Annotated in this window: 29 protein-coding genes and 1 tRNA gene; 18 read left to right on the top strand and 12 right to left on the bottom strand. The window is 61.9% G+C overall.

From position 1 onward, the window contains the following. Positions 1-14: 14 nt before the first annotated feature. The 4 genes from bioB to GTP58_RS13690 all read left to right on the top strand — a co-directional run bounded on the left by bioB (position 15) and on the right by GTP58_RS13690 (position 4,997). Entirely contained in the window at positions 15-1,061 is a 1,047-nt protein-coding gene (gene bioB / locus GTP58_RS13705; protein ID WP_161077917.1) for a biotin synthase BioB, read from the top strand. A gap of 72 nt (positions 1,062-1,133) precedes the next feature. Continuing rightward, the gene (locus GTP58_RS13700) at positions 1,134-3,140 is read left to right on the top strand and encodes an acetyl/propionyl/methylcrotonyl-CoA carboxylase subunit alpha (RefSeq protein WP_161077916.1); all 2,007 of its coding nucleotides are present in this window, start codon (positions 1,134-1,136) and stop codon (positions 3,138-3,140) included. Between the two features lie 11 nt (positions 3,141-3,151). Beyond that, positions 3,152-4,084, top strand: a complete 933-nt coding sequence (locus tag GTP58_RS13695; RefSeq protein ID WP_072783164.1) for a glyoxylate/hydroxypyruvate reductase A — start codon at positions 3,152-3,154, stop codon at positions 4,082-4,084. Position 4,085: 1 nt separating this feature from the next. Beyond that, positions 4,086-4,997 carry a hydroxymethylglutaryl-CoA lyase gene (locus GTP58_RS13690; RefSeq protein WP_161077915.1) on the top strand — a complete coding sequence of 304 codons (912 nt, stop codon included), beginning with the start codon at positions 4,086-4,088 and terminating at the stop codon, positions 4,995-4,997. A 145-nt stretch (positions 4,998-5,142) separates the two neighbouring features. Here GTP58_RS13690 and GTP58_RS13685 read toward each other — a convergent pair. Continuing rightward, positions 5,143-5,219: transfer RNA gene (locus tag GTP58_RS13685), tRNA-Pro, on the bottom strand. 74 nt (positions 5,220-5,293) lie between these two features. Here GTP58_RS13685 and GTP58_RS13680 point away from each other — a divergent pair. Continuing rightward, the gene (locus GTP58_RS13680; protein WP_161077914.1) at positions 5,294-5,908 is read left to right on the top strand and encodes a hypothetical protein; all 615 of its coding nucleotides are present in this window, start codon (positions 5,294-5,296) and stop codon (positions 5,906-5,908) included. On the opposite strand, the gene rsmI is transcribed toward GTP58_RS13680, so the two are convergent. Beyond that, positions 5,905-6,813: a 16S rRNA (cytidine(1402)-2'-O)-methyltransferase gene (gene rsmI, locus GTP58_RS13675; RefSeq protein ID WP_161077913.1), complete on the bottom strand. Its 909-nt coding sequence runs from the start codon at positions 6,811-6,813 to the stop codon at positions 5,905-5,907. The two genes, GTP58_RS13680 and rsmI, sit on opposite strands and share 4 nt — an antisense overlap. A 163-nt stretch (positions 6,814-6,976) precedes the next feature. Here rsmI and GTP58_RS13670 point away from each other — a divergent pair, with 163 nt between their 5' ends. From GTP58_RS13670 to cynS, 6 genes are all read left to right on the top strand, one after another. Continuing rightward, a complete protein-coding gene (locus GTP58_RS13670; protein WP_229215563.1) occupies positions 6,977-8,233 on the top strand; it encodes a penicillin-binding protein activator in 1,257 nt (418 codons plus the stop codon). A gap of 7 nt (positions 8,234-8,240) precedes the next feature. Next, entirely contained in the window at positions 8,241-8,591 is a 351-nt protein-coding gene (locus GTP58_RS13665) for a YraN family protein (RefSeq protein ID WP_161077911.1), read from the top strand. Between the two features lie 57 nt (positions 8,592-8,648). Further along, on the top strand, positions 8,649-9,245 hold the full coding sequence (locus GTP58_RS13660) for a phosphoheptose isomerase (RefSeq protein WP_072783151.1): 597 nt from the start codon (positions 8,649-8,651) through the stop codon (positions 9,243-9,245). Then, positions 9,238-9,903 (top strand): BON domain-containing protein, encoded by a 666-nt coding sequence (locus GTP58_RS13655; RefSeq protein ID WP_072783149.1) that lies wholly within the window; start codon positions 9,238-9,240, stop codon positions 9,901-9,903. The genes GTP58_RS13660 and GTP58_RS13655 overlap by 8 nt, the downstream gene beginning before the upstream one ends. Then, positions 9,900-10,412: a peroxiredoxin gene (locus tag GTP58_RS13650; protein WP_072783147.1), complete on the top strand. Its 513-nt coding sequence runs from the start codon at positions 9,900-9,902 to the stop codon at positions 10,410-10,412. The genes GTP58_RS13655 and GTP58_RS13650 overlap by 4 nt, the downstream gene beginning before the upstream one ends. Positions 10,413-10,476: 64 nt before the next feature. Further along, positions 10,477-10,920: a cyanase gene (gene cynS, locus GTP58_RS13645; RefSeq protein WP_072783145.1), complete on the top strand. Its 444-nt coding sequence runs from the start codon at positions 10,477-10,479 to the stop codon at positions 10,918-10,920. On the opposite strand, the gene GTP58_RS13640 is transcribed toward cynS, so the two are convergent. The 5 genes from GTP58_RS13640 to GTP58_RS13620 form a co-directional block, all read right to left on the bottom strand. After that, positions 10,917-11,795, bottom strand: coding sequence for a DUF3034 family protein (locus tag GTP58_RS13640; RefSeq protein ID WP_161077910.1), 879 nt, complete (start codon positions 11,793-11,795; stop codon positions 10,917-10,919). The two genes, cynS and GTP58_RS13640, sit on opposite strands and share 4 nt — an antisense overlap. Before the next feature lie 47 nt (positions 11,796-11,842). Then, complete coding sequence (locus GTP58_RS13635; protein WP_229215562.1) at positions 11,843-12,304, bottom strand: group 1 truncated hemoglobin; 462 nt, start codon at positions 12,302-12,304, stop codon at positions 11,843-11,845. Positions 12,305-12,404: 100 nt separating this feature from the next. After that, positions 12,405-12,827 carry a PaaI family thioesterase gene (locus GTP58_RS13630; RefSeq protein WP_161077908.1) on the bottom strand — a complete coding sequence of 141 codons (423 nt, stop codon included), beginning with the start codon at positions 12,825-12,827 and terminating at the stop codon, positions 12,405-12,407. Positions 12,828-12,839: 12 nt separating this feature from the next. Continuing rightward, the gene (locus GTP58_RS13625) at positions 12,840-13,535 is read right to left on the bottom strand and encodes an anti-sigma factor domain-containing protein (RefSeq protein WP_161077907.1); all 696 of its coding nucleotides are present in this window, start codon (positions 13,533-13,535) and stop codon (positions 12,840-12,842) included. Continuing rightward, on the bottom strand, positions 13,532-14,119 hold the full coding sequence (locus tag GTP58_RS13620; RefSeq protein ID WP_161077906.1) for a sigma-70 family RNA polymerase sigma factor: 588 nt from the start codon (positions 14,117-14,119) through the stop codon (positions 13,532-13,534). Before GTP58_RS13620 ends, GTP58_RS13625 begins: the two co-directional genes overlap by 4 nt. Before the next feature lie 161 nt (positions 14,120-14,280). On the opposite strand from GTP58_RS13620, the gene GTP58_RS13615 reads away from it, so the two are divergent. From GTP58_RS13615 to GTP58_RS13595, 5 genes are all read left to right on the top strand, one after another. After that, positions 14,281-16,293, top strand: coding sequence for a TonB-dependent receptor (locus GTP58_RS13615; RefSeq protein WP_161077905.1), 2,013 nt, complete (start codon positions 14,281-14,283; stop codon positions 16,291-16,293). A gap of 119 nt (positions 16,294-16,412) precedes the next feature. Next, positions 16,413-17,942, top strand: coding sequence for a DUF4331 domain-containing protein (locus GTP58_RS13610; RefSeq protein WP_161077904.1), 1,530 nt, complete (start codon positions 16,413-16,415; stop codon positions 17,940-17,942). Beyond that, a complete protein-coding gene (locus GTP58_RS13605; RefSeq protein WP_161077903.1) occupies positions 17,939-18,178 on the top strand; it encodes a hypothetical protein in 240 nt (79 codons plus the stop codon). The genes GTP58_RS13610 and GTP58_RS13605 overlap by 4 nt, the downstream gene beginning before the upstream one ends. A 19-nt stretch (positions 18,179-18,197) precedes the next feature. After that, entirely contained in the window at positions 18,198-19,370 is a 1,173-nt protein-coding gene (locus GTP58_RS13600; protein WP_161077902.1) for a tetratricopeptide repeat protein, read from the top strand. Continuing rightward, entirely contained in the window at positions 19,367-20,479 is a 1,113-nt protein-coding gene (locus GTP58_RS13595; RefSeq protein WP_202413653.1) for a HupE/UreJ family protein, read from the top strand. The genes GTP58_RS13600 and GTP58_RS13595 overlap by 4 nt, the downstream gene beginning before the upstream one ends. Here the strand turns inward: GTP58_RS13595 and GTP58_RS13590 are convergent. Continuing rightward, positions 20,455-21,117 (bottom strand): uracil-DNA glycosylase, encoded by a 663-nt coding sequence (locus tag GTP58_RS13590; RefSeq protein ID WP_161077901.1) that lies wholly within the window; start codon positions 21,115-21,117, stop codon positions 20,455-20,457. The genes GTP58_RS13595 and GTP58_RS13590 overlap by 25 nt on opposite strands. A gap of 115 nt (positions 21,118-21,232) precedes the next feature. Here GTP58_RS13590 and GTP58_RS13585 point away from each other — a divergent pair, with 115 nt between their 5' ends. Then, positions 21,233-21,496: a hypothetical protein gene (locus GTP58_RS13585; RefSeq protein WP_072783126.1), complete on the top strand. Its 264-nt coding sequence runs from the start codon at positions 21,233-21,235 to the stop codon at positions 21,494-21,496. Positions 21,497-21,569: 73 nt separating this feature from the next. On the opposite strand, the gene lipA is transcribed toward GTP58_RS13585, so the two are convergent. Genes lipA through yfcF form a run of 3 tightly spaced genes read right to left on the bottom strand, consistent with a single transcriptional unit; the run spans position 21,570 to position 23,867 of the window. Further along, positions 21,570-22,544, bottom strand: coding sequence for a lipoyl synthase (gene lipA, locus GTP58_RS13580; protein ID WP_161077900.1), 975 nt, complete (start codon positions 22,542-22,544; stop codon positions 21,570-21,572). 9 nt (positions 22,545-22,553) lie between these two features. Beyond that, positions 22,554-23,213 (bottom strand): lipoyl(octanoyl) transferase LipB, encoded by a 660-nt coding sequence (gene lipB, locus GTP58_RS13575; RefSeq protein WP_072783124.1) that lies wholly within the window; start codon positions 23,211-23,213, stop codon positions 22,554-22,556. A 27-nt stretch (positions 23,214-23,240) separates the two neighbouring features. Further along, positions 23,241-23,867 carry a glutathione transferase gene (gene yfcF / locus GTP58_RS13570; protein ID WP_161077899.1) on the bottom strand — a complete coding sequence of 209 codons (627 nt, stop codon included), beginning with the start codon at positions 23,865-23,867 and terminating at the stop codon, positions 23,241-23,243. 110 nt (positions 23,868-23,977) lie between these two features. On the opposite strand from yfcF, the gene gcvA reads away from it, so the two are divergent. Continuing rightward, positions 23,978-24,871, top strand: coding sequence for a transcriptional regulator GcvA (gene gcvA, locus GTP58_RS13565; RefSeq protein WP_161077898.1), 894 nt, complete (start codon positions 23,978-23,980; stop codon positions 24,869-24,871). Here the strand turns inward: gcvA and GTP58_RS13560 are convergent, their stop codons facing one another. Beyond that, the gene (locus tag GTP58_RS13560) at positions 24,872-25,147 is read right to left on the bottom strand and encodes a DUF493 family protein (RefSeq protein ID WP_072783121.1); all 276 of its coding nucleotides are present in this window, start codon (positions 25,145-25,147) and stop codon (positions 24,872-24,874) included. Positions 25,148-25,182: the final 35 nt, after the last annotated feature.

Below are 25,182 nucleotides of genomic sequence, written 5' to 3'. Positions count from 1 at the left end.
AAGAAGGAACCCGTATGCCTCAGAACATCCTGCAAGAACCGAAAGTCGTTTCGCTGCACCGCCCGACGGCACCGATCACGCCTGCTGCCTCCACCTGGCCGCGCGAAGAAGTGCTGGCGTTGTACGAACTGTCTTTCAACGATCTGCTGTTCAAGGCACAGCAAGTCCACCGTGCCAACTTCCCGGATGGCGACGTGGAACTGGCGACGCTGCTGTCGATTAAAACCGGCGGCTGCGAAGAAGACTGCGGCTACTGCCCGCAAGCGGCACGCTACGACACCGGCGTCGAAGCCAAGAAGATCCTGGACATCGACACCGTGCTGGACGCGGCCAAGCAGGCCAAGGACAACGGCGCCACCCGCTTCTGCATGGGCGCCGCATGGCGCAGCCCGAAAGACCGCGACATGGACAAGGTCGAAGAGATGGTGCGTTCGGTGAAGGCACTGGGTTTGGAAACTTGCGCCACGCTGGGCATGCTGGAAGAACACCAGGCGCAGCGCCTGAAAGACGCAGGCCTGGACTACTACAACCACAATCTGGACACCGCACCCGAGTTCTACGACAACGTGATCTCGACCCGCGACTACCAGGACCGCCTGGATACGCTGGGCCACGTGCGTGAAGCCGGCCTGAAAATCTGCTGCGGCGGCATCATCGGCATGGGCGAAACCCGTGACCAGCGCGCCGGCCTGATCACGCAGCTGGCCAACCTGAATCCATACCCGGAATCGGTGCCGATCAACCACCTGGTGCAGGTGGAAGGCACGCCGCTGTACGGCATGGACCGTCTGGACCCGTTTGAATTCGTCCGCACCATCGCGGTAGCGCGCATCACCATGCCGAAAGCGCGCGTGCGCCTGTCGGCAGGCCGTCGCGAACTGGGCGAAGCGATTCAGGCCATGTGCTTCATGGCTGGCGCCAACTCGATCTTCTACGGCGACAAGCTGCTGACCACCGATAACCCGGAAGCCAACGACGACCGCGCCCTGCTCGAGAAACTGGGCCTGCGCACACGCGGCGCGGTACTGGAGTCGGTACAAAAAGAGCAGTGCGGCTGCTGATCCAGTCGCACTGAACGTCACGATAAAAAAACTTCCAGCAAATTTACAAAATAAGCTGCAAAGAGAGAGACGATGTTTACAAAAATTCTGATCGCCAACCGTGGTGAAATCGCCTGCCGTGTCGCTGCTACCGCACGCCGCATGGGCATCAAGACCGTCGCCGTCTATTCGGAAGCGGATGCCAACGCCAAGCACGTCGCCGTGTGCGACGAAGCAGTGCTGATCGGCCCCGCTGCCGCCAAAGAGAGCTATCTGTGCGGCGACAAGATCATCGCCGTCGCCAAGGCGACGGGTGCGCAGGCCATCCATCCCGGCTACGGCTTCCTGTCCGAGAACGCCGGGTTTGCAGATGCCTGCGCCGAAGCAGGCCTGGTGTTCATTGGCCCGCCAGCATCGGCCATGCGCGCCATGGGCTCCAAGTCGGCGGCAAAACAGCTGATGGAAAAAGCCAATGTGCCGCTGGTGCCTGGCTACCACGGCGAGCAGCAGGATGCCGATTTCCTCCACACGCAAGCCGACAAGATCGGCTACCCGGTACTGCTGAAGGCTTCGGCCGGCGGCGGCGGCAAGGGCATGCGGGTGATCGAAAACTCGGCGCAGTTCAAGGATGCGCTGGCGTCGTGCAAGCGCGAAGCGATCAGCTCCTTTGGTGACGACAAGGTACTGGCGGAAAAATACCTCCAGCGTCCGCGTCACATTGAAATTCAGGTATTTGCCGACACGCTCGGCAACTGCATCTATCTGTTCGAGCGTGACTGCTCGGTGCAGCGCCGTCACCAGAAAGTGCTGGAAGAAGCGCCAGCCCCCGGCATGAGCGCTGAACGCCGCGCGGCGATGGGCGAAGCAGCCGTCGCGGCGGCCCGCGCTGTCGGTTACGTGGGTGCCGGCACAGTGGAGTTCATCGCCAACCAGGACGGTTCGTTCTACTTCATGGAGATGAACACCCGCCTGCAAGTTGAACACCCGGTGACCGAAATGATCACCGGCACCGACCTCGTTGAATGGCAGCTGCGCGTTGCCGCTGGCGAGCCGCTGCCGAAGCAGCAGCACGAACTGACCATCAACGGTCACAGTATCGAAGCGCGTATCTACGCGGAGAATCCGGAGAAGGGCTTCCTGCCGTCGATCGGCACGCTGCGCCACCTCGGCACACCAGGCGCCGTCTCGTTTGAACTGGGCGGCGTAGCTGACGCACCCGCCGGCGTGCGCATCGACTCCGGCGTGCGCCAGGGCGACGCCATCTCGCCGTTCTACGATCCGATGATCGCCAAACTGATCGTCTGGGGCGCGGACCGCAAGCAGGCGCTGGCCCGCATGGCGCAAGCGCTGGCGCAGTACCAGATCGTCGGCCTGGCCAGCAACATCGCCTTCCTGAAACGCCTGGTGGAAGGCCAGGCCTTCGCCACTGCCGATCTGGATACGGGCCTCATCGAGCGTAACCATGACAGCCTGTTCCCGGCCGCACAGGCGGCGCCGGCAAGCGTACTGGCATTGGCCGCGACCGCGCTGCTGTCGTCGGAACGCAAACCTGCGGCCGATCCATGGGCGCAGACCAGCGGCTGGCGTATGAACCAATCCTACGCGCGCAAGCTTGCGTTCAACGACGAGCATGCGGCTTACGACACTTACGTCACCTATCGCCCTGAGGACTGGCTGTTCAGCGCCAGCAGCAGCGAACAACCGCAGCCTCTGAGCCTGACAGCGCGTGACGGTAACGATTACAGCATCAAACTGGGCGCCACCGCCACGCACGGCACCGTGCTGCGCGACGGCGACATGTTCCACGTCTACGCCAACGGCGCGCACTACCAGCTGGCCTGGAACGACCCGATGGCGCACGCCGGCGAAACCGAAGCCGAAGGCGGCCGCCTCACCGCACCGATGCCCGGCAAAGTAGTCGCCGTCCTTGCCACCAAAGGCCAGGAAGTGAAAAAAGGTGAAGCACTGGTCATCATGGAAGCCATGAAGATGGAACACACCATCGCCGCCCCGCATGACGGCGTGGTGGACGACATCCTCTACGCCGTCGGCGACCAGGTGGCAGACGGTGCGCCGCTGCTGGCCTTCAAGGCGGCATAAGGAGAAACACCATGCGCATTTTGCTACACCGCGCGGACGGCAAAACCGAGCCGTGGATCAAGGATTTCGCCAAATACCTGCCTGAAGCCGAAATCGAAATCTGGCATGCCGGCGAAAAATGCCAGGCGTGCGACTACGCCGTCGTGTGGTCGCCGCCGGAGGCCATGCTGGCGGAGCTGGCCACCGTCAAGGCCATCTTCATCACCGGAGCAGGCGCGGACGCGCTGCTCAAGTTCGGCGACGCCTTGCCGCAGCATGTGCCCATCATCCGCCTGGAAGATGCGGGCATGGCGGTGCAGATGGCCGAATATGTCACGCACGCCGTGCTGCGCTACTTCCGCCGCTTTGACGAATACGAGGCGCAGGCGCGCGCCGGCCAATGGGCGCCGCTGCCGCAGCATCACAAGCAGGACTTCTCAGTCGGCGTACTGGGCATGGGTGTACTGGGCATGCGCGTGCTGGAAGCGCTGGCGCCGTTCGGCTTCCCGCTGCGCGGCTGGAGCCGCACCGAAAAGAACGTACCGGGCGTGCAGACCTTCCATGGCGCAGATGGCCTGGACACCTTCCTTCGCGGCACCCGCGCGCTGGTCTGCATGCTGCCGCTGACGCCGGACACCAGCAACATCATGGACCGCACCAATATGTGCAAGCTGCCGGAGGGTTCGTACATCATCAACGTCGCGCGCGGCGCGCATCTGGCGGAACCGGATCTGCTCACGCTGATCAAATCCGGCCACATCGCGGCGGCGACGCTGGACGTGTTCCGCAATGAGCCACTGCCGGCGCAGCATCCGTTCTGGCAGGAGCCGCGCATCACCATCACGCCGCACATCTCCGCGCTGACGCTGCGCCGCGAAAGCGTGCAGCAGATCGCCGATAAAATCCGCAAGACCGAAGCCGGCGAACCAGTCGCCGGCCTGGTCGACCGCACACTGGGATACTGAAATGAACAGCTTACCGAAGAAAGTCAAAATCGTCGAAGTCGGCCCGCGCGACGGCCTGCAGAACGAAAAGGAAAACGTCCCGGCCGACGTCAAGATCGAACTGGTGAACCGCCTGACCAGCGCCGGTTTCCAGAACATCGAAGCGGCGGCTTTCGTGTCGCCGAAGTGGGTGCCGCAGATGGCCACCAGCGCCGAAGTCATGGCAGCCATCAGCCGCAAGCCGGGCGTGATCTATTCCGCACTGACGCCGAACATGCAGGGCTTTGAGGCGGCGCTGGCAGCGCAGGCCGACGAAGTCGTGATCTTCGGCTCCGCTTCGGAAGCGTTCTCGCAAAAGAACATCAACTGCTCCATCGCCGAATCGATCGCGCGTTTTGAAGGTGTGGCCAAGGCGGCCAAAGAGCGTGGCATCCGCCTGCGCGGCAGCATCAGCTGCTCATTCGGCTGCCCGTATCAGGGCGAAGTGCCGCTGGATGCCGTGGCAGATGTGGTCGGCCGCATGCGCGACCTGGGCTGCGATGAAATCGACATCGCCGACACCATCGGCGTCGCCACGCCGCGCAAGACGCAAGCCGTGATGGAGCGCGCCATCCGCGAGTTCCGCGTGGACGGCCTGTCCGGCCACTTCCACGATACGTATGGCCAGGCGCTGGCCAACATCTACGCCAGCCTGGAAGTGGGCATCTCGATCTACCATTCATCGGTATCGGGGCTGGGCGGCTGCCCGTATGCCAAAGGCGCGACCGGCAACGTCGCCACCGAAGACGTGCTGTACATGATGCAGGGCCTGGGCATCGACACCGGCATTGATCTCGACATCGTCGTGGATGCCGGCCAGTTCATCTCCCAGTTCCTGAACCGCAAAGGCGCCAGCCGCGCGGGCAACGCCATCGCCGCCAAACGCGCCGGCTAAAATCCGGGGTCAGTTCTTGCAATCCAACACGAGCTCAGCCTTGTAGCTGTTGAGCTTGTGTTGGATTGCAAGAACTGACCCCGGATTTGTTTGGACGAAAAAAAAGACCCGAGAGTCGAAACTCTCGGGTCTTTTTCTTGAATCTTGGTCGGAGTACAAGGATTCGAACCTTGGACCCCCTGGTCCCAAACCAGGTGCGCTACCGGGCTGCGCTACACTCCGAAGAAGCAAGATAATACAGTCTGGCGCGGAGGTCGTCAAGAGCTCTTGCAAAACGATGTTATTATCGAAAAATCATGAGCACCACATTTTCATTCGATCCACCCGGCCAGGTCCGGCGTCCGGGCATTATTGCAGGTGTTGTTATCTCGGTGCTGCTGCACGCAGTACTGCTGTTTGGCTACCGGTTGTCCAGCCCGCCAGCGGCGGAGCAGCCGGCCAAGGCGATGACGGTGTGGCTGCAGCCGTTGCCGCCACCTAAAACCGTTGCCAAGGTCGAACCTCCGTCGCCACCTCCACCACTCAAGCGCGAGCCGCGTGAACCGGTACACACGGCGCCGCGTGAGCGCACGCCAGCGCCAACCATTGCGGAGCAGGTACAGCCTACACCGGCCGAATCGCAGGCGATCACGCTGCCACCCGCGGCCGATCCGCTCCATCCCGAGCAGCAGCCCAAGCAATTTGATATGAGTGCGGCGCTGAAAACCGCGCGCGGTGTGGCCAAGGAGAAAGCGCCGGCCGGCACGCTGGCCGCCCAGCTGGAAGCCCACCCGATCAATCCCGAACCGACGGGCAGCGAGCTGGCCAAGAAAATGGAAGGTGCCAAAAAGACCGATTGCCTCAAATCGGCCTCCGGCGCCGGCCTGCTGGCGCCGCTATTCTGGGCGCTGGACAAGCACTGTAAGTTTTAAGCTTCGTCCTTGAGTTGCAAGGCGCGGTCGTACAAGGCGTTTTTCTTGCGGCCGGTGATTTGCGCGGCCAGGCCGGCTGCCTGTTTAACAGGCAGTTCAGCCAGCAGGATTTGCAGGATGCGGTCCGCTTCTGCATCGTTTTCATCATCGGCGGGCGGCGCGCCTTCCAGCAGCACGACAAATTCGCCTTTCTCGCGGTGGCCGTCGGCCTTGATCCACGCTTGCGCCTCGGACAGCGGGCAGCGGTGGATTTCTTCAAACATCTTGGTCAGCTCACGCGCGAACACGACCTGGCGCGTCGGTTCAAACGCGGACGCCAACGCAGTGGCGCAGTCCAGGATCCGGTGCGGCGCTTCATAAAACACCATGGTGGCCGTCACCGGGCGCAAGGTGCCGAGGAAATTCTCGCGCTGCTTGGCCTTGGCCGGCAGGAAGCCGACAAAATAAAATTGATCGTTGACCAGTCCGCTGGCCGACAAGGCCGTCACCGCCGCTGATGCGCCCGGCAGCGGCAGCACGCGCAGACCAGCCGCCCGCACCGCATCGACAATGCGCGCGCCCGGATCGGACACGGCCGGCGTGCCCGCATCCGACACCAGCGCAATCCGCTCCCCAGCCTGCAGGCGGGCGATCAGCATCTCGGCCGCCTCGCGCTCGTTGTGCTGATGCGCGGCAATCAGCGGCTTGTGCAAGCCAAAGCGGTTCATCAAGGTGGCGGTGTTGCGCGTGTCTTCGCAGGCCACAGCATTGACGAGGCTCAAGACGTGCAGCGCACGCAGGCTAATATCCGTCACATTGCCGATGGGGGTCGCCACGACGTACAAGGTTGCGCTAGGATAGCTCTGGTGCGCAGTTTCGCCCAGGACGGGCAGGCTGGCGATGGAACTGGATACGTGGTCGCTCATTGGGGGTAGGATGAAAAGTGTGAGGTTGACGCTGCTGTGCATAACTGCCGCAGTGCTGAGTGCATGTAGCACGCCGTTTTGCAACGCGCCGGGTGGATTGTGCTCGCCCCAGCCAGCAAAAACAAGCCCGCCGCCGGTAGTTGCGCCGCCCATCCAGCGCGATTTGCCAAAACCGCCGCCCGAGCCGCCGCTGCCGCCAGCGGAAACCTTCTCCATCAGCATGCCCGGCGCCGTGGACGAAGACCGCAGCCAGCTGGCGCCGCGCGCCGAGCCGCCCGCCATTACCCGCGCGGACGATGACCGTGCTGCGCCATCCAACGCCCCGGTACGCATCGGCCTGCTGCTACCGCTGCGCTCGGAAACGCTGGGCGCCGCCGCAGAATCACTGCGCGCCGGCTTCATGGCCGCCTGGGAGCGCGACCGTGACAATATTACCGTGACCGTGCTGGAAACCGGCGACGTGCCGCAGGACATTCTGTCGGTCTACGCCCACGCCTTGCAGAATCAGGACATCGTGGTCGGTCCGCTGTCGCGCGCGGCCGTGGCCACGGTCGCGGCCAGCCCGCTGGTCAGCAAGCCCACCATCGCCCTGAACTATCCGGAAGGCTATGGCCAGCAGGGTGCGGCATCGCTGCCGCCGCAGATGGTGGCGATCGGCCTGTCGATTGAGGAAGAGGCACGCCAGGCCGCCCAGTGGGCCGCCGCCGAACAGCCGGACGGCGCCGCGCTGGTGCTCACCACCAGCACCGCCTGGCAGCGCCGCGTTGCGGCCGCGTTTGCCGGTCAGTGGCAACGCCTGAGCCGGCCCGTCCAGACCATCGAACTGAGCGCGCCCGACGGCTATCTCAGCGATCACGAACTGGTGCAGTTACGGGCGCGCCTGCGCCAGGCGCCGCCAGCACTGCTGTTTTCCGCCATGGGCGCCGACCAGACCCGCCAGCTGCGTCTGGCGCTGGCCAGCGTCATGACCACCGAACCCACCAATCCGATTTTCAGCACGGCCGACGCCTTGCCGGCGCCACCGCCAGCCGCCACCGACCAGTTCAGCAGCCTGCCGATTTACGGCACCTCGGCCCTGAATCCAGGCCGCGTGAACAATTTCCCGACCCAGGACCTGGACGGCGTGCGCCTGCTGGATCTGCCATGGCAGGTGCAGCGCGACCATCCGGCCGTGATGGTCTACCCGCGCCAGCTGCAAACCGGCGTCGGCAGCGCCGACATGGCGCGGTTGTATGCGCTGGGCATCGATGCTTTCCGCGTGGCGCGTGAAATCGGCCGCCAGCCGGCGGGCCGCTTCCATCTGGACGGCGTCACCGGCAAGCTGACGATTGATTTTGGCCAGGGGCCGTCCAGCTTCGAGCGCATCGAGCAGTCAGCCGTGTACCAGAACGGCGCGCCGCTGCCAGTCACGCAGCCATGAGGATGGCATGCCGCGCACCCCACAGCAGCGGCTGGGCCGGCAGGGCGAGGACCGCGCGCTGGCCCACCTCCAGGACCAGGGACTGACGCTGCTAGAGCGCAATTTCCTGTGCAAGGCCGGAGAAATCGACCTCATCATGCTGGAAGGGCCGGTGCTGGTGTTTGTGGAAGTCCGCCAGCGCGCCAGCGCCAGATTCGGCGGCGCGGTCTACAGCGTGACGCCGGCCAAGCAGCAGCGCCTGCTCCGCGCGGCACAATATTATCTTTTACGCCACAAAATTCCGCCGCCGTGCCGCTTCGACCTGATTGCTATCGACGAAGAAAAGTTATCATGGGTACAAAACGTCCTCGAGATGTAAGCATTTTTAACAGCGCTTGTCCGGTCAGCCGGGCGACTGCACTATAATCAGCACACTATGAATAATCAACGCATCCTCTCGCACTTCCACGAAAGTGCTGAACTCAAAATCCAATCCGCCACCGTCCTCGCCCCGCACATTGCGCAGGCGATCGAGATGATGTTCTTGGCGTTGTCCAACGGCAATAAGATTCTGGTGTGCGGCAATGGTGGTTCCGCTGCTGACGCCCAGCACTTTGCTGCCGAGCTGGTCGGCCGCTTCGAGCGTGAGCGCTTCCCGCTGCCAGCCATCGCGCTGACCACCGACACGTCGATCCTGACGGCCGTGGCCAACGACTATAGCTACCGCGAGATCTTCTCCAAGCAGGTGCAGGCGTTCGGCCAGGCCGGTGACATCCTGCTGGCGTTCTCCACCTCGGGCAACTCGGGCAACGTCATGGCCGCCATCGAGGCCGCGCTGGAGCGCGAGATGCGCGTCGTGGCGCTGACCGGCAAGGGCGGCGGCGCCATTGGCAAGATGCTGACCGATGCCGATGTCCATATCTGTGTACCGCATGACCGTACTGCCCGCATCCAGGAAGTCCACCTGGTCACCATACACTGCATTTGCGACGGCATCGACGTCGCCCTGTTCGGAGGAGATGTGAATGAGTAATGCCAGCGCTATCTGGAAAAAAGTACAACGTCCGCTGGCCATGAGCGTGCTGTGCGGCGCCATGCTGGCGTCGCTCTCGGGCTGCGTGGCTGTGGTCGCGGGCGGTGCAATTTCCGGTACGCTGGCGGCCACCGACCGCCGCACTTTTGGCGCGCAGACGGAAGACCGTGCGATTGAGGTCAAGTCCAGCGTCAAGGTCAACAATGTCGGTGGCAGTGCTGCACACGTCAACATCAACAGCTTCAACCGCCGCGCGCTGCTGACCGGCGAAGTCCGCGATGAAGCCATGAAAGCCTCCATCGAACGCGAAATCCGCGCCATCGAAGGCGTGGTTGACGTCATCAACGAACTGGAAATCGCCGGCCCGTCGAGCTACACCTCGCGCTCCAGCGACACCATCATCACCACCAAGGTCAAAGCCAGCCTGGTGGATGCCAAGGATATTTCCGCCAACTCGTATCAGGTCGTCACCGAGCGCGGCGTGGTCTACCTGCAGGGCCGTGTGACCCAGCGCGAAGGCCAGATCGGCGCCGACATCGCACGCGGCGTCAGCGGCGTGACCAAGGTGGTCAAGGTGTTTGAATACATCACCGAGGAAGAGTGGAAGTCCTACCAGCCTAAATCGTCCTCCACCAACACGCAAAGCAACCAATCATGAGTACCTCATCTCGCGCCTGGGTTAAACCGGTGATCGCTGCCGTAGCGATCGCCGCCATCGGATTTGGCGCTTACGCCACGGTATCCAAGCGCGAGGTGGCACCACAACTGACCTTCCTCAGTATCAAGGGCGACAAGATCACGCCGGAGAGCCTCAAGGGCAAGGTGGTGATGGTCAATTTCTGGGCCACCTCCTGCACCACGTGCGTGGCCGAAATGCCCAAGATGGTCGATACCTACAACAAGTTCAAAGGCCAGGGCATGGAGTTTGTCGCCGTGGCGATGAACTACGATCCGCCTAACTACGTGCTCAACTACGCGGAAACGCGCCAGCTGCCGTTCAAGGTGGCATTGGATACGGATGGTTCGGCGGCCAAGGCTTACGGCAACGTCGCCATGACGCCAACCACCTTCGTCATCGGCAAGGACGGCAAAATCCTCAAGCGCTATCTGGGCGAACCGGATTTCGCAGCACTGCATAAGCTGCTGGCGGAGTCCTTGAACGGCTAATCAGCCACCCTTGGCACGCCGCTTGCATCGCTGATGGCTTCCTCAACCAACCAGGGAAGCCACCATGGACCGCAACCAAGTCACGCAAAAAATCCTGTCCGCCAAAGTCGCGCGCAATATGCGCTGGACGGAAATCGCCACGCACTTTGGCCAGAGCAAGGAATGGACGACCGCCGCGCTGCTCGGCCAGATGACCTTCAGCCGCGCGCAGGCCGACCAGGCGCAGCAACTGTTCGGGCTTACCGATGAAGAAGCCGCATGGCTGCAGATCGTGCCCTACAAAGGCTCGCTGCCCACCGCCGTGCCGACCGACCCGCTGATCTACCGCTGGTACGAAATCGTCAGCGTCTACGGCACCACCATCAAGGAATTGATCCACGAAGAATTCGGCGATGGCATCATGAGTGCGATCGACTTCTCGATGGATATTCAACGGGAAGCCGATCCCAAGGGCGACCGCGTGCAGGTGGTCCTGAGCGGTAAATTCCTGCCCTACAAATCCTACTAGAAGCCCGCTTGCAGCGACAGGTACAGGCCGTGCTGCTTCTTCGGATTGAAGATCGTGATGTCTCCCAGATCCGCATAAGCAGCCGTCACGGAGAAATTCCGTGTCGGGAACCAGGCGACGAAGACGTCGTAATACGCCTTCTCGTTATCCACGCCAAGGTTGTGCGGCTTGCGGCGGTACTCGGCGCCCAGCGCCAGCTTGCGGTTGATGAGATACGCGGCCGAGACTTCCGGCATCAGGCGCGTACTATCATTCTTGTCGCCACCGAAGCCCAGTATGCCCATCTGGTTGGCACGCGTGGCGCGCAGCGTGGCATTCAGCAGCAGGCTTTGTTCCAGATAGATCTTGGTGGCGGAGACGTAGTAGTCATAGCCATGATCGTCCTTCGCGCCCAGCTGCTTGACGTTGGTAACGCCCAGCGCACCAAGGCCGCCGATGCCCTTGTTCCGCTTGTACATGATGCCGATGGCGACTTGCGGCATCCAGCTGTCCTGCTCATACACCGCATCGCCAGCCACCTTGAGTTTGAGGCCGAGGATGTCCTGCTTGATGTTCAGCTGGTCCAGCGGCGCCAGGCTGCCCTTGAATTCCTGATTCGCCAGCGACAGCTCCAGCCGGTCTGCGATGCCGACCGCCACACCATAGCTATTCAGTTTGTAGTCTTGCGTGCCGACGTAAGTGTAGTGCGCATTGGCGCCCCAGCTGTCACGCGTGCCATAGCCGCTGATCAGCGCCCACGGCGTGATGCCACCACCACCGGCGCCTTCCACTTGCGAGACACCACCGGTGGCAAGCAGTTTGCCCATGTCCGGGCTTGCTGCGGCAGCAGCGCCGCAGGCCAATACAGCGATCAATGCTGGGATAATTTTTTTCATTGTTCTACTCCTGACGGACTTATTTGGTCACGCTTATTTGGTCACACTTACTTGGTCACGATGTCGCGCTGCATCGGCGCGAGTTTGGCGATCAGCTTGAGCGCGACGCTACTTGGAACATTGTGCTGCTCCATCGCGATTTGTAAGTCTTCAGCCAGGGCGTTGAACATGGCATTGGTGATTTGCAGATCCTGGTGCACGGTCTTCATATCGCGCACCGGCCCGACGCCTTCCATGGCCTTGTCGTGGTATTTGCCAGTGTATTTGCATGGCCCGCCAGCGAACTCGCAGAACTGCTCCTGCAAGCGCACATTCAGCTGCTTCATGTCGAAGTCAGTGAAGCTGTCCTTGATGCGGGGATCGGTGGTGATCAGGGTGACGAAGGTATCGGTAATCTTCCTGATCCCTTCCTTGCCCCCCAGTCCTTGATAAGTAGAGTCCTCGGTGTAAGGCGTTTGCGCCATTGCCAGCGAGGACGCCAGCAACATGCTGCAGCTAACCAGCTTCATGAATTTTTTCATATCAGTCCTTGTGAAAAAACGATAAAGAGAATTCAGCGGGGGCTAGGCTTTACTGCAATTTATCAGATCAGTTTAAAACTCCGTCATTTTACTTGGGATACAAAATCATTTGGGTGCAGCGGAACAACGCTATTGTTTTGCCAGTGGCCTTGTTGGTCACCGTCGCATCCCACACCTGCGTCGTGCGGCCCTGGTGCACCAGGCTGGCCGTCGCCACCACCGTGCCTTCACGCGCGGTGCCGAGGTGATTGGATTTCAGCTCGATGGTAGTGAAGTTCTGCGCGCCGTCCGGCAGATGCGAGAAGCACGCATAGCCACAAGCCGTATCAGCCAGCGTGACCACGCTGCCTGCATGCAGAAAACCATTGGGTGCAAGATGATTGCCCGTGACGGTGAACTCCGCCACGATCTCGCCTTCCTTGACGGACGTGATGATGATGCCCAGATAATCCGGCAGCGTGCCCTTGCCGAACTGGTTGAAATAATCGACGGTGAATTTGCTAGCATCCATATTCAATTCTCTTTACATTACGCGGACCCACGCGCCCTTGTAGAGGATAGGGCCGGTAGGACCATTCGGATCAGGAGAGCCGCCTTTCGGCTCCAGCGAAACAGCCAGCACCGCGACGTCGTCGCTGATGGCACTGCTGGTCAACGCCAGTTTAACCTCTCCGCGATCCGCCAGCAGGCCCAGCGAACGTGGATTGCCCTGCTTAGGCACGGCCCACAGCTGCAGCGTCTTGTCGCTGGCCACCGGCGCATTGCCGACCAGGCGCACCGTCAGCGCCTTATGGCTGCTGTCGCCCGTCAGCAGCAGTGCGGTTTGCGCCTTGTCGTCAGTCAGCGTAGCGACATAATCCAGCTGCGGCGCCTGCAACACGCGCGTGCCGATAACCATGACCAGCAAGGCCGCCACCGCCGTCGACGCCAGACCCAGCGAACGCCAGAAGTTGAGCGACTCAAACCACGACGCCCGCTGCGCAGGGCGCAGATTCAGGCGGCGTTCAATCTCGGTCCACACCTGCTTGCGCGGCTGCTGCGCGGTGGCGAATTGCGCCATCGGTACCAGACGGTCCTGCCATTCAGCGGTGAGCTGGCGCAGCGCGGCATCATTATGCAGATGGCCTTCAAAGCGGCGGCGTGCGCCGCCCTTCAGCGTGCCAAGCACATATTCGGCCGCCAGCTTGTCACGCAAAGGAGCGTTGTCGCGGATATTCATGCGCGGTCTCCTTTCGCCAGGCAGGTCTTCAATCGTTCCAGGCTACGCCGTATCCAGGTCTTGACCGTGCCAATCGGCAGCGCCATCTGCTGCGCCACTTCGCTGTGCGACAAATCATGGAAGAAGGCCAGCCCCAGCACCTGGCGATGCATGCCTTCCAGCGCGGACATGCAATAAGCCAGCGCCTTGGCGTCACGGCTCATGGTCAGTGCCTCGATGGGCGTAGCAGCAGGGTCTTGGAGAGCATTCATCACTTCGGCGTCAAACTGGTCGCTGTCGATTTCGGCGGCATCATCGCTGCGGCGGAGCAGATCGTAAGCCTTGTTGCGCACGATGGTGGTCATCCACGTCATCGGTGCAGCCAGATGGCTTTGATAGCTGCCGGCGTTATGCCAGATCGCGACGAAACTCTCCTGTAGTACCTCCTCGGCCAGTTCGCGCTTAACCAATATACGCAGCGCGAAGCCAAACAGTTTCGCTGACGTCGCTTCGTAAAGGGAACGGAAGGCTGCCGCATCGCGATGGGCAGCGCCATTCAGCCAGGTGCGGAGTTGTTGCGGATCGAGGGTATGGGCGTCGGACACTGCTTGCCTTGTCGGTAGAGCTGCGTAATGGGAGAAACCTCAAGCGTGTGCAAATTACCATATTACCGCTGAAGCACGAAAGAATTCTGAATCCGGCGCCGGTCCGCACGCGTATATGGCTGACAACATGAAGCAATCAGCAAGACCTACGCGAGGATGACATGATCTGCAAATACAGAGCGGGCGCCATGCTGGCCCTGGGCTGCGCGCTGCTCGACGCTGCCACGGCAGCCGAAGGCGATGCTGCGCTGGCCAGCGTGACAGTGTTGGGCCATTACGACAATGCCATCGGCACCACCGACGCGGCCAGCCAGGGCACGGTCACTGCCAACCTGATTGCCAACCGTCCGGCGCTGCGCACCGGCGAGCTGCTGGAATTCGTACCCGGCATGATCGTCACCCAGCACAGTGGTGACGGCAAGGCCAACCAGTACTTCCTGCGCGGTTTCAACCTGGACCACGGCACCGACTTTGCGACCTGGGTCGACGGCGTCCCCGTCAACATGCGCAGCAACGCCCATGGCCAGGGCTATTCCGATCTCAATTTTCTGATACCGGAACTGGTGCAGCGCATCGACTACAAAAAAGGCAGTTACTTTGCCGACGAAGGCGATTTCTCCTCGGCCGGCGCGGCGCACATCCGCCTCAGCGACCAGCTAAAGCAGGGTATCGCCAGCCTGACCATGGGCAGCTACGGCTACCAGCGCGGCGTGCTGGCCGACTCTTTTGCCGCCGCCGACGGCACGCTGCTATATGGTCTGGAACTCAGCCGCAACAACGGCCCGTGGCAGACGCCGGAGCAGGTCCGCAAATACAGCGCCACGCTGCGCTACAGCCACGGCGATGCGCAGGACGGCTACAGCATCACCGCCATGGCCTACCGCAACCGCTGGAACGCCACCGACCAGGTGCCGCTGCGCGCCGTGCAGTCAGGCCTGATCAACCGCTTTGGCGGCATTGATCCCAGCGATGGTGGCAACACCGCGCGCACCAGCCTGGCCTGGAACATGCACCGCCGCGACAGCGACCGCATCACCGAAGCTTCCGCCTATCTGCTGCATTCGAGCCTGGACCTGTATAGCAACTTTACCTACCTGCTCAACGATCCGGTCAACGGCGACCAGTTCCAGCAAAGCGAACGCCGTACCGTGGGCGGCGCCAGCGCCAGCCAGGCGTGGCTCAGCCAGATCGGCGGCATCGACATGCGCAACAAGCTGGGTGTCGAAACACGCTACGACCATATCGCGCCCATCGGCCTGTATGCGACCGCAGCGCGCCAGCGCCTCAGCACCGTGCGCGAAGACCGCGTCGATGAAGCCAGCCTTGGCCTGTATGCGGAAAACACCAGCTACTGGACGCCATCGCTGCGCAGCATCGCCGGCTTGCGCTATGACGCCTACCGCTTCAAGGTCAACGACGACCGCGCCAGCGCGCACAAATTTTCACCCAAACTCTCGCTGATACTCGGGCCATGGCGCGACACCGAATACTTCATCAACTACGGCGCAGGCTTCCACAGCAACGATGCGCGCGGCGTCACCGGGCCGGCGCCCGCACCGCCGCTGGTCGGCACACGCGGCGCTGAACTGGGCGTGCGTAGCAGCTGGCTGCCCGGCCTGCAAAGTTCGTTCTCATTGTGGACGCTGGATATCGATTCGGAACTGGTCTATGCGGGCGACAGCGGCCAGACGGAAGCCAGCCGTGCCAGCCGCCGCACCGGTGTGGAATGGAGCAATCACTATATTGCCGCACCATGGCTGCTGTTTGATCTCGACCTGTCCGCCTCGCGTGCGCGCTATCGCGACAGCGACCCGGCCGGCAACTACGTGCCGGAAGCCCTCAACAAGGTGGCGTCATTTGGCGTGACCGTAAAGGACATCGGCCGCTGGTTTGGCGGCCTTGAGCTGCGCTACTTCGGCCAGCGGCCACTGATTGAAGACAACAGCATACGCTCGGCCGCGACCACGCTGGCATATGGCCGCATCGGTTATCAGCTCAGCCACCGCACGCGGCTCACGCTGGACGGCTTCAATCTGTTTAACCGCCGCGCCAGCGATATCGACTACCTCTACACCTCGCGGCTGGCAGGCGAGTCGGCGGAAGGTGTGAGCGACGTGCACTTCCATCCTGTTGAGCCACGCACGCTGCGTTTAACGCTCAGCCACAACTTCTGAACTCTTCTGAAAATCAGTCCAAAAAATAAATCTTATCGAATCTGAATCTGACGCACCACGCGCCGCGTATATCAGCCTTGCAGTACCCACAGAAGGTTCACCCATTCGGAGGAAGCGAGATGCAAACCATTACCCACCACACAGCACGCCTTGCCATTGCAGGCTTGCTGGCCGGCGCCTGCTTACCGGCAGCGCTGGCGTCCAGCCATCGCGAAGCACCATTCGTCACGCAAAGCCCCAAGATCGACGGTACCGATTTCTATATGTTCCGCAGCTACGAAGCGGGCCGCGCCAACTTCATCACGCTCATCGCCGACTACGTACCGCTACAGGATGCCTACGGTGGTCCCAACTACTTTGCCATGGATCCCAACGCACTGTACGAAATCCACATCGACAACAACGGCGACGCCAAGGAAGACCTGACCTTTCAGTTCCGCTTCACCAATACCAACAAGGACACCAAGCTGACCGTGGGGGGCAAGCAGGTGTCGATTCCGCTGGTGATCAACGGCGGCGCCATCGCCGCGCCTAATGCACCGGGCGCCAATGTGCGCGAAACCTACACCATCAACGTGGTGCGCGGCGACCGCCGCACCGGCACCAGGGCCGCTGTCACCAACGCTGCCGATGGCAGCACCACCTTCGACAAGCCGCTCGACAATATCGGCAATAAATCGATACCGAACTACCCGGCGTATGCGGCGGCGCACGTCTACAGCGTCAATATTCCCGGTTGCAGCACACCGGCGCGCGTGTTTGTCGGCCAGCGCAAGGATCCGTTTGTCGTCAACCTGGGCGAGACGTTTGACCTGGTGAACATCAAAGCGCCAGCCACGGAATTTGCCGCCAATGCCGAGAAGGCCGCACACGACGACCTGGCCGACAAGAACGTCACGGCGATAGAGATGGAAGTCGCAGCGTCCTGCCTGACCGCGTCCGGCAGCAGCGATCCGGTCATCGGCGGCTGGACCACGGCCAGCGTGCGCCAGGGCCGTCTGCTGAACCCAACGCCGAACAGCAGCACGCCATCGAAAGAGGGCGGCGCCTGGACGCAGGTCTCGCGCCTCGGCATGCCGCTGGTGAATGAAGTGGTGATCGGCCTCAAAGACAAAGATACCTTCAACGCCAGCAAGCCATCGGGCGACGCCCAGTTTGCCACCTACGTGACCAATCCAACGCTGCCCGCGCTGATTGAAATTCTGTACGGCAGCGCTGGCGCCAAGGCGCCTACCAACTTCCCGCGCAACGACCTGGTGGCCACCTTCCTCACCGGTGTCAAAGGCCTGAACCAGCCAGCCACGGTCACCGCGTCTGAAATGCTGCGCCTGAATACCAGCACGGCGACGGTCGCGATGGGCAAGCAAAACCGCCTCGGCGTCATCGGCGGCGACAATGCCGGTTTCCCCAACGGCCGCCGTCCTGGCGATGACGTGGTGGATATCGCACTGCGTGTGGTGATGGGCAATCTGTGTACGCTGAACCTGGGCTGCGCGCCTACCGATGCACCGGCGGGTGGCCTGCACTTCACCGATGGCGCCTACCTTGACGACAGCTTCTTCACGGCCGCCTTCCCGTATCTGAAAACGCCCCTGCCAGGTTCGCCGCAAAGCGCCGCCGTGGCACAGGCGATGCGGAGGGCGCCATGAGATACCTCGGCCTCATTATGCTGCTGGTGTTGAGCGCGTGCGGTGGCAGCAGCCATGACTGGTCCGCACCAGACACGCCCACCACACCACAACCACCGGTCGCCATGGTTGATGCATTTGTCACTGCCGTGGTGGCGATCATCGGCGATGGCAGCGAGACCAGCGCCGAACCGCAAGCGACGGACGCGGTGGCTGTCACCACACCCGACGACACTGAACCGGTCGCAGTGAAGTAAGCACCAGGAGGGCGCCATCATGCATCAATTTATCCTTGCGCTGGCCTGCTGCATCACTGCAGCGGCACAGGCGGCGCCCTACATTCCCACGAACGGCCAGCAGATAGTCGAAACCGTGCCGCGCCGGGGCGACCCGGTGCAGCAGGAGCTACGGCGCCTGCGCAGCGAACTGCACGCCAGCCCGAACGACATCACGCTGGCCACCACCATCGCCCGCCGCTACATCGCACTGGCCCGCAGTGAAACCGACCCACGCTATCTCGGCTATGCACAGGCGGCGCTGGCGCCATGGTGGAACCAGACAGCACCACCGCCAGCGGTGCGTCTGCTGCGCGCCACGCTACTGCAAAGCACACACCAGTTCACACCGGCGCTGGCCGACTTGAAAGCCGTACTGGAAGCCGAGCCACGCAATGTGCAGGCCTGGCTGACGCAGGCGACAGTACAAACGGTCCAAGGCGACTACACAGGCGCCACGGCCAGTTGCGCGCGGGTGTCCAGCTTGTCGATCGAACTGGTCGCCATCACCTGTATCGCCAACATCGGCACGGTAACGGGCAAGGCGGAGCGCAGCGAACAACTGCTGGACCTGACCACCGAACGTAGCCCGAATGCGCCTGTGGAGCTGCAGGTATGGGCCACGACCTTGCTGGCCGAAATGGCACAACGGCGCGGCGACAGCGCCACGGCGGAGACGCGCTACCGGCGAGCATTGTCGCTCCATCCACGCGACAGCTACCTGCAAGGCGCTTACGCCGACTTCCTGCTCGAGCAAGGCCGCGCCGCTGAAGTATTGACACTGCTGCGCGACCAAAGCCGTATCGACGCACTGCTGCTGCGCCGCGCGCTGGCCTTGCAGCAGGCCGGCCAAAGCAGCGCCCTGCAAGCCGACATCAAGGAACTGGCAGCACGCTTCGACGCGGCAGCACAACGTGGCGATACCGTGCACCAGCGCGAGCAGGCACGCTTTGAACTGCTGCTAAGGCACGACGCCACCGCAGCACTGGCACTCGCGCGCAAAAACTGGGCTGTGCAAAAGGAGCCGGCCGACATCCGCATCTATCTTGAAGCCGCAGCACAGGCACGCGACGCCGCCGCAGCCAAGCCAGTGCTCGACTGGGTCAACCAGCATCACACCGAAGACGCAATGACCGCACGCCTGATCCGCCAGCTGAAAGTGGGGACATCATGAAACGTCTGATGCTGCTTCTGCTGCTGTGCTGCGCCATGCTGCCCGCACAGGCACACAAACCCAGCGACAGCTACCTGTCGCTCGATGTGCAAGGTGAACGCATTACAGGCCAATGGGACATCGCACTGCGTGACCTGGACTACGCCATCGGTCTCGATCAGGACGACGATGGCCAACTGACATGGCGCGAAATCCAGGCCCGCCATGCAGCGATTGCGGCCTACGCGCTGGAGCACTTGCAGATTGCCGCTGACGCCGGCCCTTGCCGCATCATCCCCGGCCAGCAGCTGATCGATGACCATACCGATGGCGCTTACAGCGTGCTGCGCTTCCAGGCAATCTGCCCGGCGCCGTTGACGACGCTGGACATCCGCTACCACCTGTTTGCGGACCTCGATCCCCAGCACAAAGGCTTGCTGCGGCTGACGCATGACGGCCTTACCTCCACAGCGATCTTCGAACCCGCCCATGCGCAGCAACGCCTGCGCCTGGCGGCGCCCGACCAATTGCAGCAATTCAGCGCCTACGTCAAAGACGGCGTGTGGCACATCTGGATCGGCTATGACCACATCCTGTTCCTGCTGTCCTTGCTGCTGCCAGCGGTCATGCTGGCGGCGCCGGCCGATAATCTGCGCGGCGCCTTCATCGACGTGCTGAAAGTGGTGACTGCCTTCACGCTGGCGCACTCGCTGACACTGACGCTGGCTAGCCTGTCGCTGATATCGCTGCCGTCGCGGCTGGTGGAATCGGCGATTGCCGCCTCGGTGATCCTGGCTGCGGTGAATAACCTCTACCCGCTGTTTCGCGGACGGCGGCCATGGGCGGCATTCGGCTTTGGCCTGATCCACGGTTTCGGCTTTGCCAGTGTGCTCATTGACCTCGGGCTGCCGAAAGGGGCGCTGCTGGCCAGCCTGTTCGGCTTCAATCTGGGTGTGGAGATCGGCCAGCTATGCATCGTGGCCGCGTTTCTGCCATTGGCGTTCTGGCTGCGGCACACCTGGTTCTACCGCCGCTTGCTGACCGCTGGATCAACCCTGATTGCGTTGGTGGCGGTAGTGTGGTTCGTCGAACGCGCGTTTGATGTTCAGGCCCAGTGGATCGGACTTTGACCGTTCGCAGCGAGGTAATCATTCGCGCGTGAAAACGGTTTGCTGCCAAAGAAGCCTTTGTGCGCGGAGAATGGCGATGGGTGAGGCGACGTAATCACCAGATGCTTGCGGCTGTCGATCAGCGCGCGTTTGGCGATGGCGTAGCTGCCCCACAAAATGAAGACGATGTTCTCGCGCTGCTGCGACAGGTGGCGGATAGCGCTGTCGGTAAAAGTCTCCCAGCCCTTGTTGGCGTGCGAACCGGCTTCACGCGCACGCACCGTCAGTACGCTGTTCAACAGGAACACGCCTTGCTGCGCCCAGTCGCTGAGATCCGTCTGGCGGCGGTCGAGGCCAAGGTCGTTATGCAGTTCCTGGAAGATGTTCTGCAAGCTCGGTTGCGGGCGATTGCCGTCCGGGACCGAGAAGCAGAAGCCCATCGCCGCACCGGGCGTGTGATACGGGTCCTGCCCAAGTATCACCACCTTCACGTCATTGAACGGCGTAAGGTCGAACGCGCGGAAGATGTTTTTGCCGGCCGGGCAGCACTGCGTGGCCGCATATTCGGCACGCACGAAAGCGGTCAGGGATTCCCAGTAGGGCTGTTCAAACTCAGCTTGCAACTGCTGCTTCCACGATTCTTCAATGCGTACACTCATCTGCTGTTCCTGGTTATTCCTGGCTATTCCAACAACTCGAAATAGTCCGATAAAACGCAGTCCGTGGTCAATCGTTTTTAACGCGTAGAATGGCGTCTTTATAACGGAGCGCAATATGAAGAAAACAGATCTGGCCAAAGCCGATGCCAAAAAGCTGATGGGCAAGATGGCACCGGGTGCTGCAGGCTTCGGCAAGGCAGACAATACCGTCATCGACAAACGCGAACAACGCAAACGCGACCAGGCGTTGGGCCTGGTGCCATTCGCCGTCAAACTCAATGACGAACTGGTCAAACGCCTGCACGCCTTGGCGACTGAGCGCGGCCTCGACATGAACCAGACCGTCGCCGAAGTCCTGCTCAAAGGCCTCGACGCTTAAACCATCTAGTTTTGCAAATCAGGCCTGGCCTGGTATCGGGACGAAAAAAAAGCTCCTTGCGGAGCCTTTTGTTTTAGCCTGCGGCCAGTACGTTGTGGGCCTGCTCGTCCGCATGGTACGAGGAGCGCACCATGGCGCCCACGGCGGCGTGCTTGAAGCCCATTTTATAGGCTTCTGCTTCAAACATCTTGAACACGTCCGGGTGCACATAGCGGCGCACCGGCAGGTGGCTGTTCGATGGCGCCAGGTATTGGCCGATGGTCAGCATGTCGATGTCGTGCTCGCGCATGTCGCGCATCACTTGCAGGATTTCTTCGTCGGTTTCGCCCAGGCCCACCATGATGCCGGACTTGGTTTTCACGTTCGGGTACATGGCTTTGAAGTCTTTCAGCAGCTTCAGCGAATGCATATAGTCCGAACCCGGACGCGCTTCCTTGTACAGGCGCGGCACGGTTTCCAGGTTGTGGTTCATCACGTCCGGCAGGCCGTCGGCGAAGATCGCCAGCGCTTTTTCCAGACGGCCGCGGAAGTCCGGCACCAGCACTTCAATCTGGGTCTTCGGCGACAGCGCGCGGGTATTGGAGATGCACTCGACAAAGTGGGCGGCGCCGCCGTCACGCAGGTCGTCGCGGTCCACCGAGGTGATCACGACGTAGCTCAAACGCAGCTTGGCGATGGTGTGCGACAGGTTGGTCGGCTCATCCTTGTCCAGCGGATCCGGACGGCCGTGGCCGACGTCGCAGAACGGGCAGCGGCGGGTGCACTTGTCGCCCATGATCATGAAGGTGGCCGTGCCCTTGCCGAAGCATTCGCCGATGTTCGGGCAGCTGGCTTCTTCGCACACGGTGACCAGCTTGTTCTCGCGCAGCGTTTCCTTGATTTCGTAGAAACGGGTATTCGGCGAACCGGCTTTGACGCGAATCCAGTCCGGCTTCTTCAAGCGCTCGACCTGCTCAACCGGCACAATCTTGATCGGAATGCGCGAAGTCTTGCTGGCGCCTTTTTGCTTTTCGCTGGGGTTGTAAGCAGTCGTGGTTTCGGTGGTCATAATCAAGTCTTATTCGTTTGGTGCCAGTACGCGGATCAGTTCGTCGGCGAGTTGCTGTTGTACATCGGACAGCATTGCCTGCGCGCCAACAGTACGCATATCGACCGTTTCCAGTCCGGCATAGCCGCATGGATTAATCCAGGAAAACGGCGCCAGGTCCATCGCCACATTGAGCGACAGGCCGTGGTAGGTGCAGCCGTTGCCGCGCACCTTCAAGCCCAGCGCGGCGATTTTGGCGCCTTTGTGATCGCCGCCGGCCATGTAGATGCCCGGCGCGCCTTCAACGCGCTCACCGTCGAGATTATACGCCTGCAACACATTGATGATGGCTTGCTCGATTTTATGCACAAACTGGCGCGCATACAGCTTGCCGCCCGGCTTGTTGCGGCGCAGGTCCATGAGCAGGTAAATCACCACCTGGCCAGGGCCGTGATAGGTGACTTCGCCGCCGCGATCAGTCTGCACCACGGGGATCCCGGATGCGCCGGCCAGCAGGTGGCCACGGTCGGCGCCCAGGCCCAGCGTGTAGACCGGCGCATGTTCCACGATCCACAGTTCGTCGCGGGTGTCCGGCGTGCGGGCGTCGGTGAAGGCCCGCATGGCGGCAAACGTGCTGTCGTAATCGGCTTTGCCGAGATGCCTGATCTCAGGAGAAGTTGGAGACGTCATCCCGGCATTATACCCCGAGCGCTACTTTCAGCCCGGCTGGTGCCTGGCCAGCCAGGCCTGCAACGAGGGGCGCTGCCATTGGAAATCGACGTATTCCTGCAGCTTCTGCGGCACCGCATCGCCGTTGCGCACCAGGCGGCTCAGCATGATGGCCAGGTCGGTATCGGCCAGCGACCAGTCGCCGAACAGATTCTGCGGACCTTGGACCAGGTGACCGGCCACATGCACCAGCTTGGCGGCCGCCTGCTGCGCGGTGTCGGTCAGCGGCGCGCACGGCTTTTTGAAGAACACGGTTTCCGTATCGCGCTCCAGGCGCACGGGCACCAGGTCGCTGCGCACCCAGGCCTGAATCTGCCGTGCCTGCGCGCGCTGGCGGCGGTCAGCTGGGTACAGGCGCACATATTCCGGCGCCGGGAACGACTCTTCCAAGTATTCCGTGATGGCCGACGACTCCGTCAGCACAAAATCGCCCTCGACCAGCGCCGGTACGCGGCCCGTCAACGCGCGGTCGGCATAGCCGGCCAGACGCTGCTCGCCGCTGCCCAGATCCACCGTCTTCACGCTGAAAGGCAAGCCCTTCTCGGTCAGCGCCACGAAGGCCGACAGGGCGTAAGGGCTGGTGTAAAGGCTATCGACGTACAGTTGGAAGGGCATGGCAGCTCCGCTTAGGTAGATTTATTCACATGGTAAACCTTGTCTAAGTGCCTGTATAACGGTATATTTTCGCAATTCTTGTTAGTTCTATTCACATAGTTATCCACAGCATGGCGCGACGGCTGCCCAATTTTTCCGCATTGCGCGCCTTCGAGGCGGCGGCCCGCCACGAGAATTTCTCGCGCGCGGCGGAAGAACTGCACCTGACGCACGGTGCGATTAGTCATCAGGTTCGAGGATTGGAAGAAGAGCTGGGACGGCCACTTTTCGTGCGCCATGGCCGCCAGGTGAAAATAACGAGCGACGGGCTAAAATTTGCCCAATTTTTAGGCAAGGCCTTTGCCGATATCGCCGCCGCCACCGACGCCATGCGCGCGGCCAGCATCAGCCAGCGGCTGACGATTACCTCGATACCCTCGTTTGCCGCGCGCTGGCTGGCGCCAAGGCTGGGCAAGTTCATCGAGCTGCATCCGGATATTGAAGTGGTGCTGCAGTCCAGCGGTGTGCTGCAGGATCTGGCGCGCGAGGGCATCGACGTCGGCATCCGCTTCGGACGCGGCAATTACCCGGGCATGGTGGTGTTGCGGCTGATGGGGGATGTGTACTACCCGGTAGTGAGTCCCCACTATCGCGGTGGGCAGCTGCCAGCAACGCCAGAAGATCTGGCCAAGCACACGCTGCTGCGCTCGGTGGAGCTGTGGACGCCGTGGCTGCGCGCAGCCGCAGTCGACCTGCCGGAACCGTCGGGCGGGCTGCTGTTTGAGGATTTGTCGATGCTGGTGCGTTCCGCTGCCGACGGCAACGGCGTCGCGCTGGTACGCCACGTGGTGGCGATGCAGGAGATCAACTCCGGGCAGCTGCTGCGGCTATTCGATATCGCCACGCCCAGCCCGGACGAGTACTACTTCGTCACGCCGCCCGGTGCGGTCAGCAAACCGCAGGTGCAGGCGTTCCGCGACTGGCTGCTGGAAGAAATTGCCGCCTTCCAGCGCCAGCACGCTTGATTACATGACAATCTTGACCATCGGGTGCGCCGACAGCTCGCTGTACAGCGCATCCAGCTGTTCGCGGCTAACGGCGCGCACCACGCAGGTCAGACCGGTGTAATTGCCCTGGGCCGAAGGACGCACTTCCATCTTGCCTTCGTGGAAATCCTGGTCGTGCTTCTGCACCACCAGCACGATGGTAGGGGCGAAATCGTTATGAGTCGGCCCCATGACCTTGATCGGGAAGTCGCTCGGGTACTCGATGAGGGACTCGGAGGGTGGGATCGCTTTCATGTTCTTTTCCATTCAATAAAAAACCGCAGACGCCA

It is taken from the genome of Duganella sp. CY15W, from assembly GCF_009857555.1.
Classification (GTDB): Bacteria; Pseudomonadota; Gammaproteobacteria; order Burkholderiales; family Burkholderiaceae_D; genus Rugamonas; species Rugamonas sacchari.
Note: the sequence above shows the minus strand (reverse complement) of the source record. Positions and strands in the feature narration are given on the sequence as shown.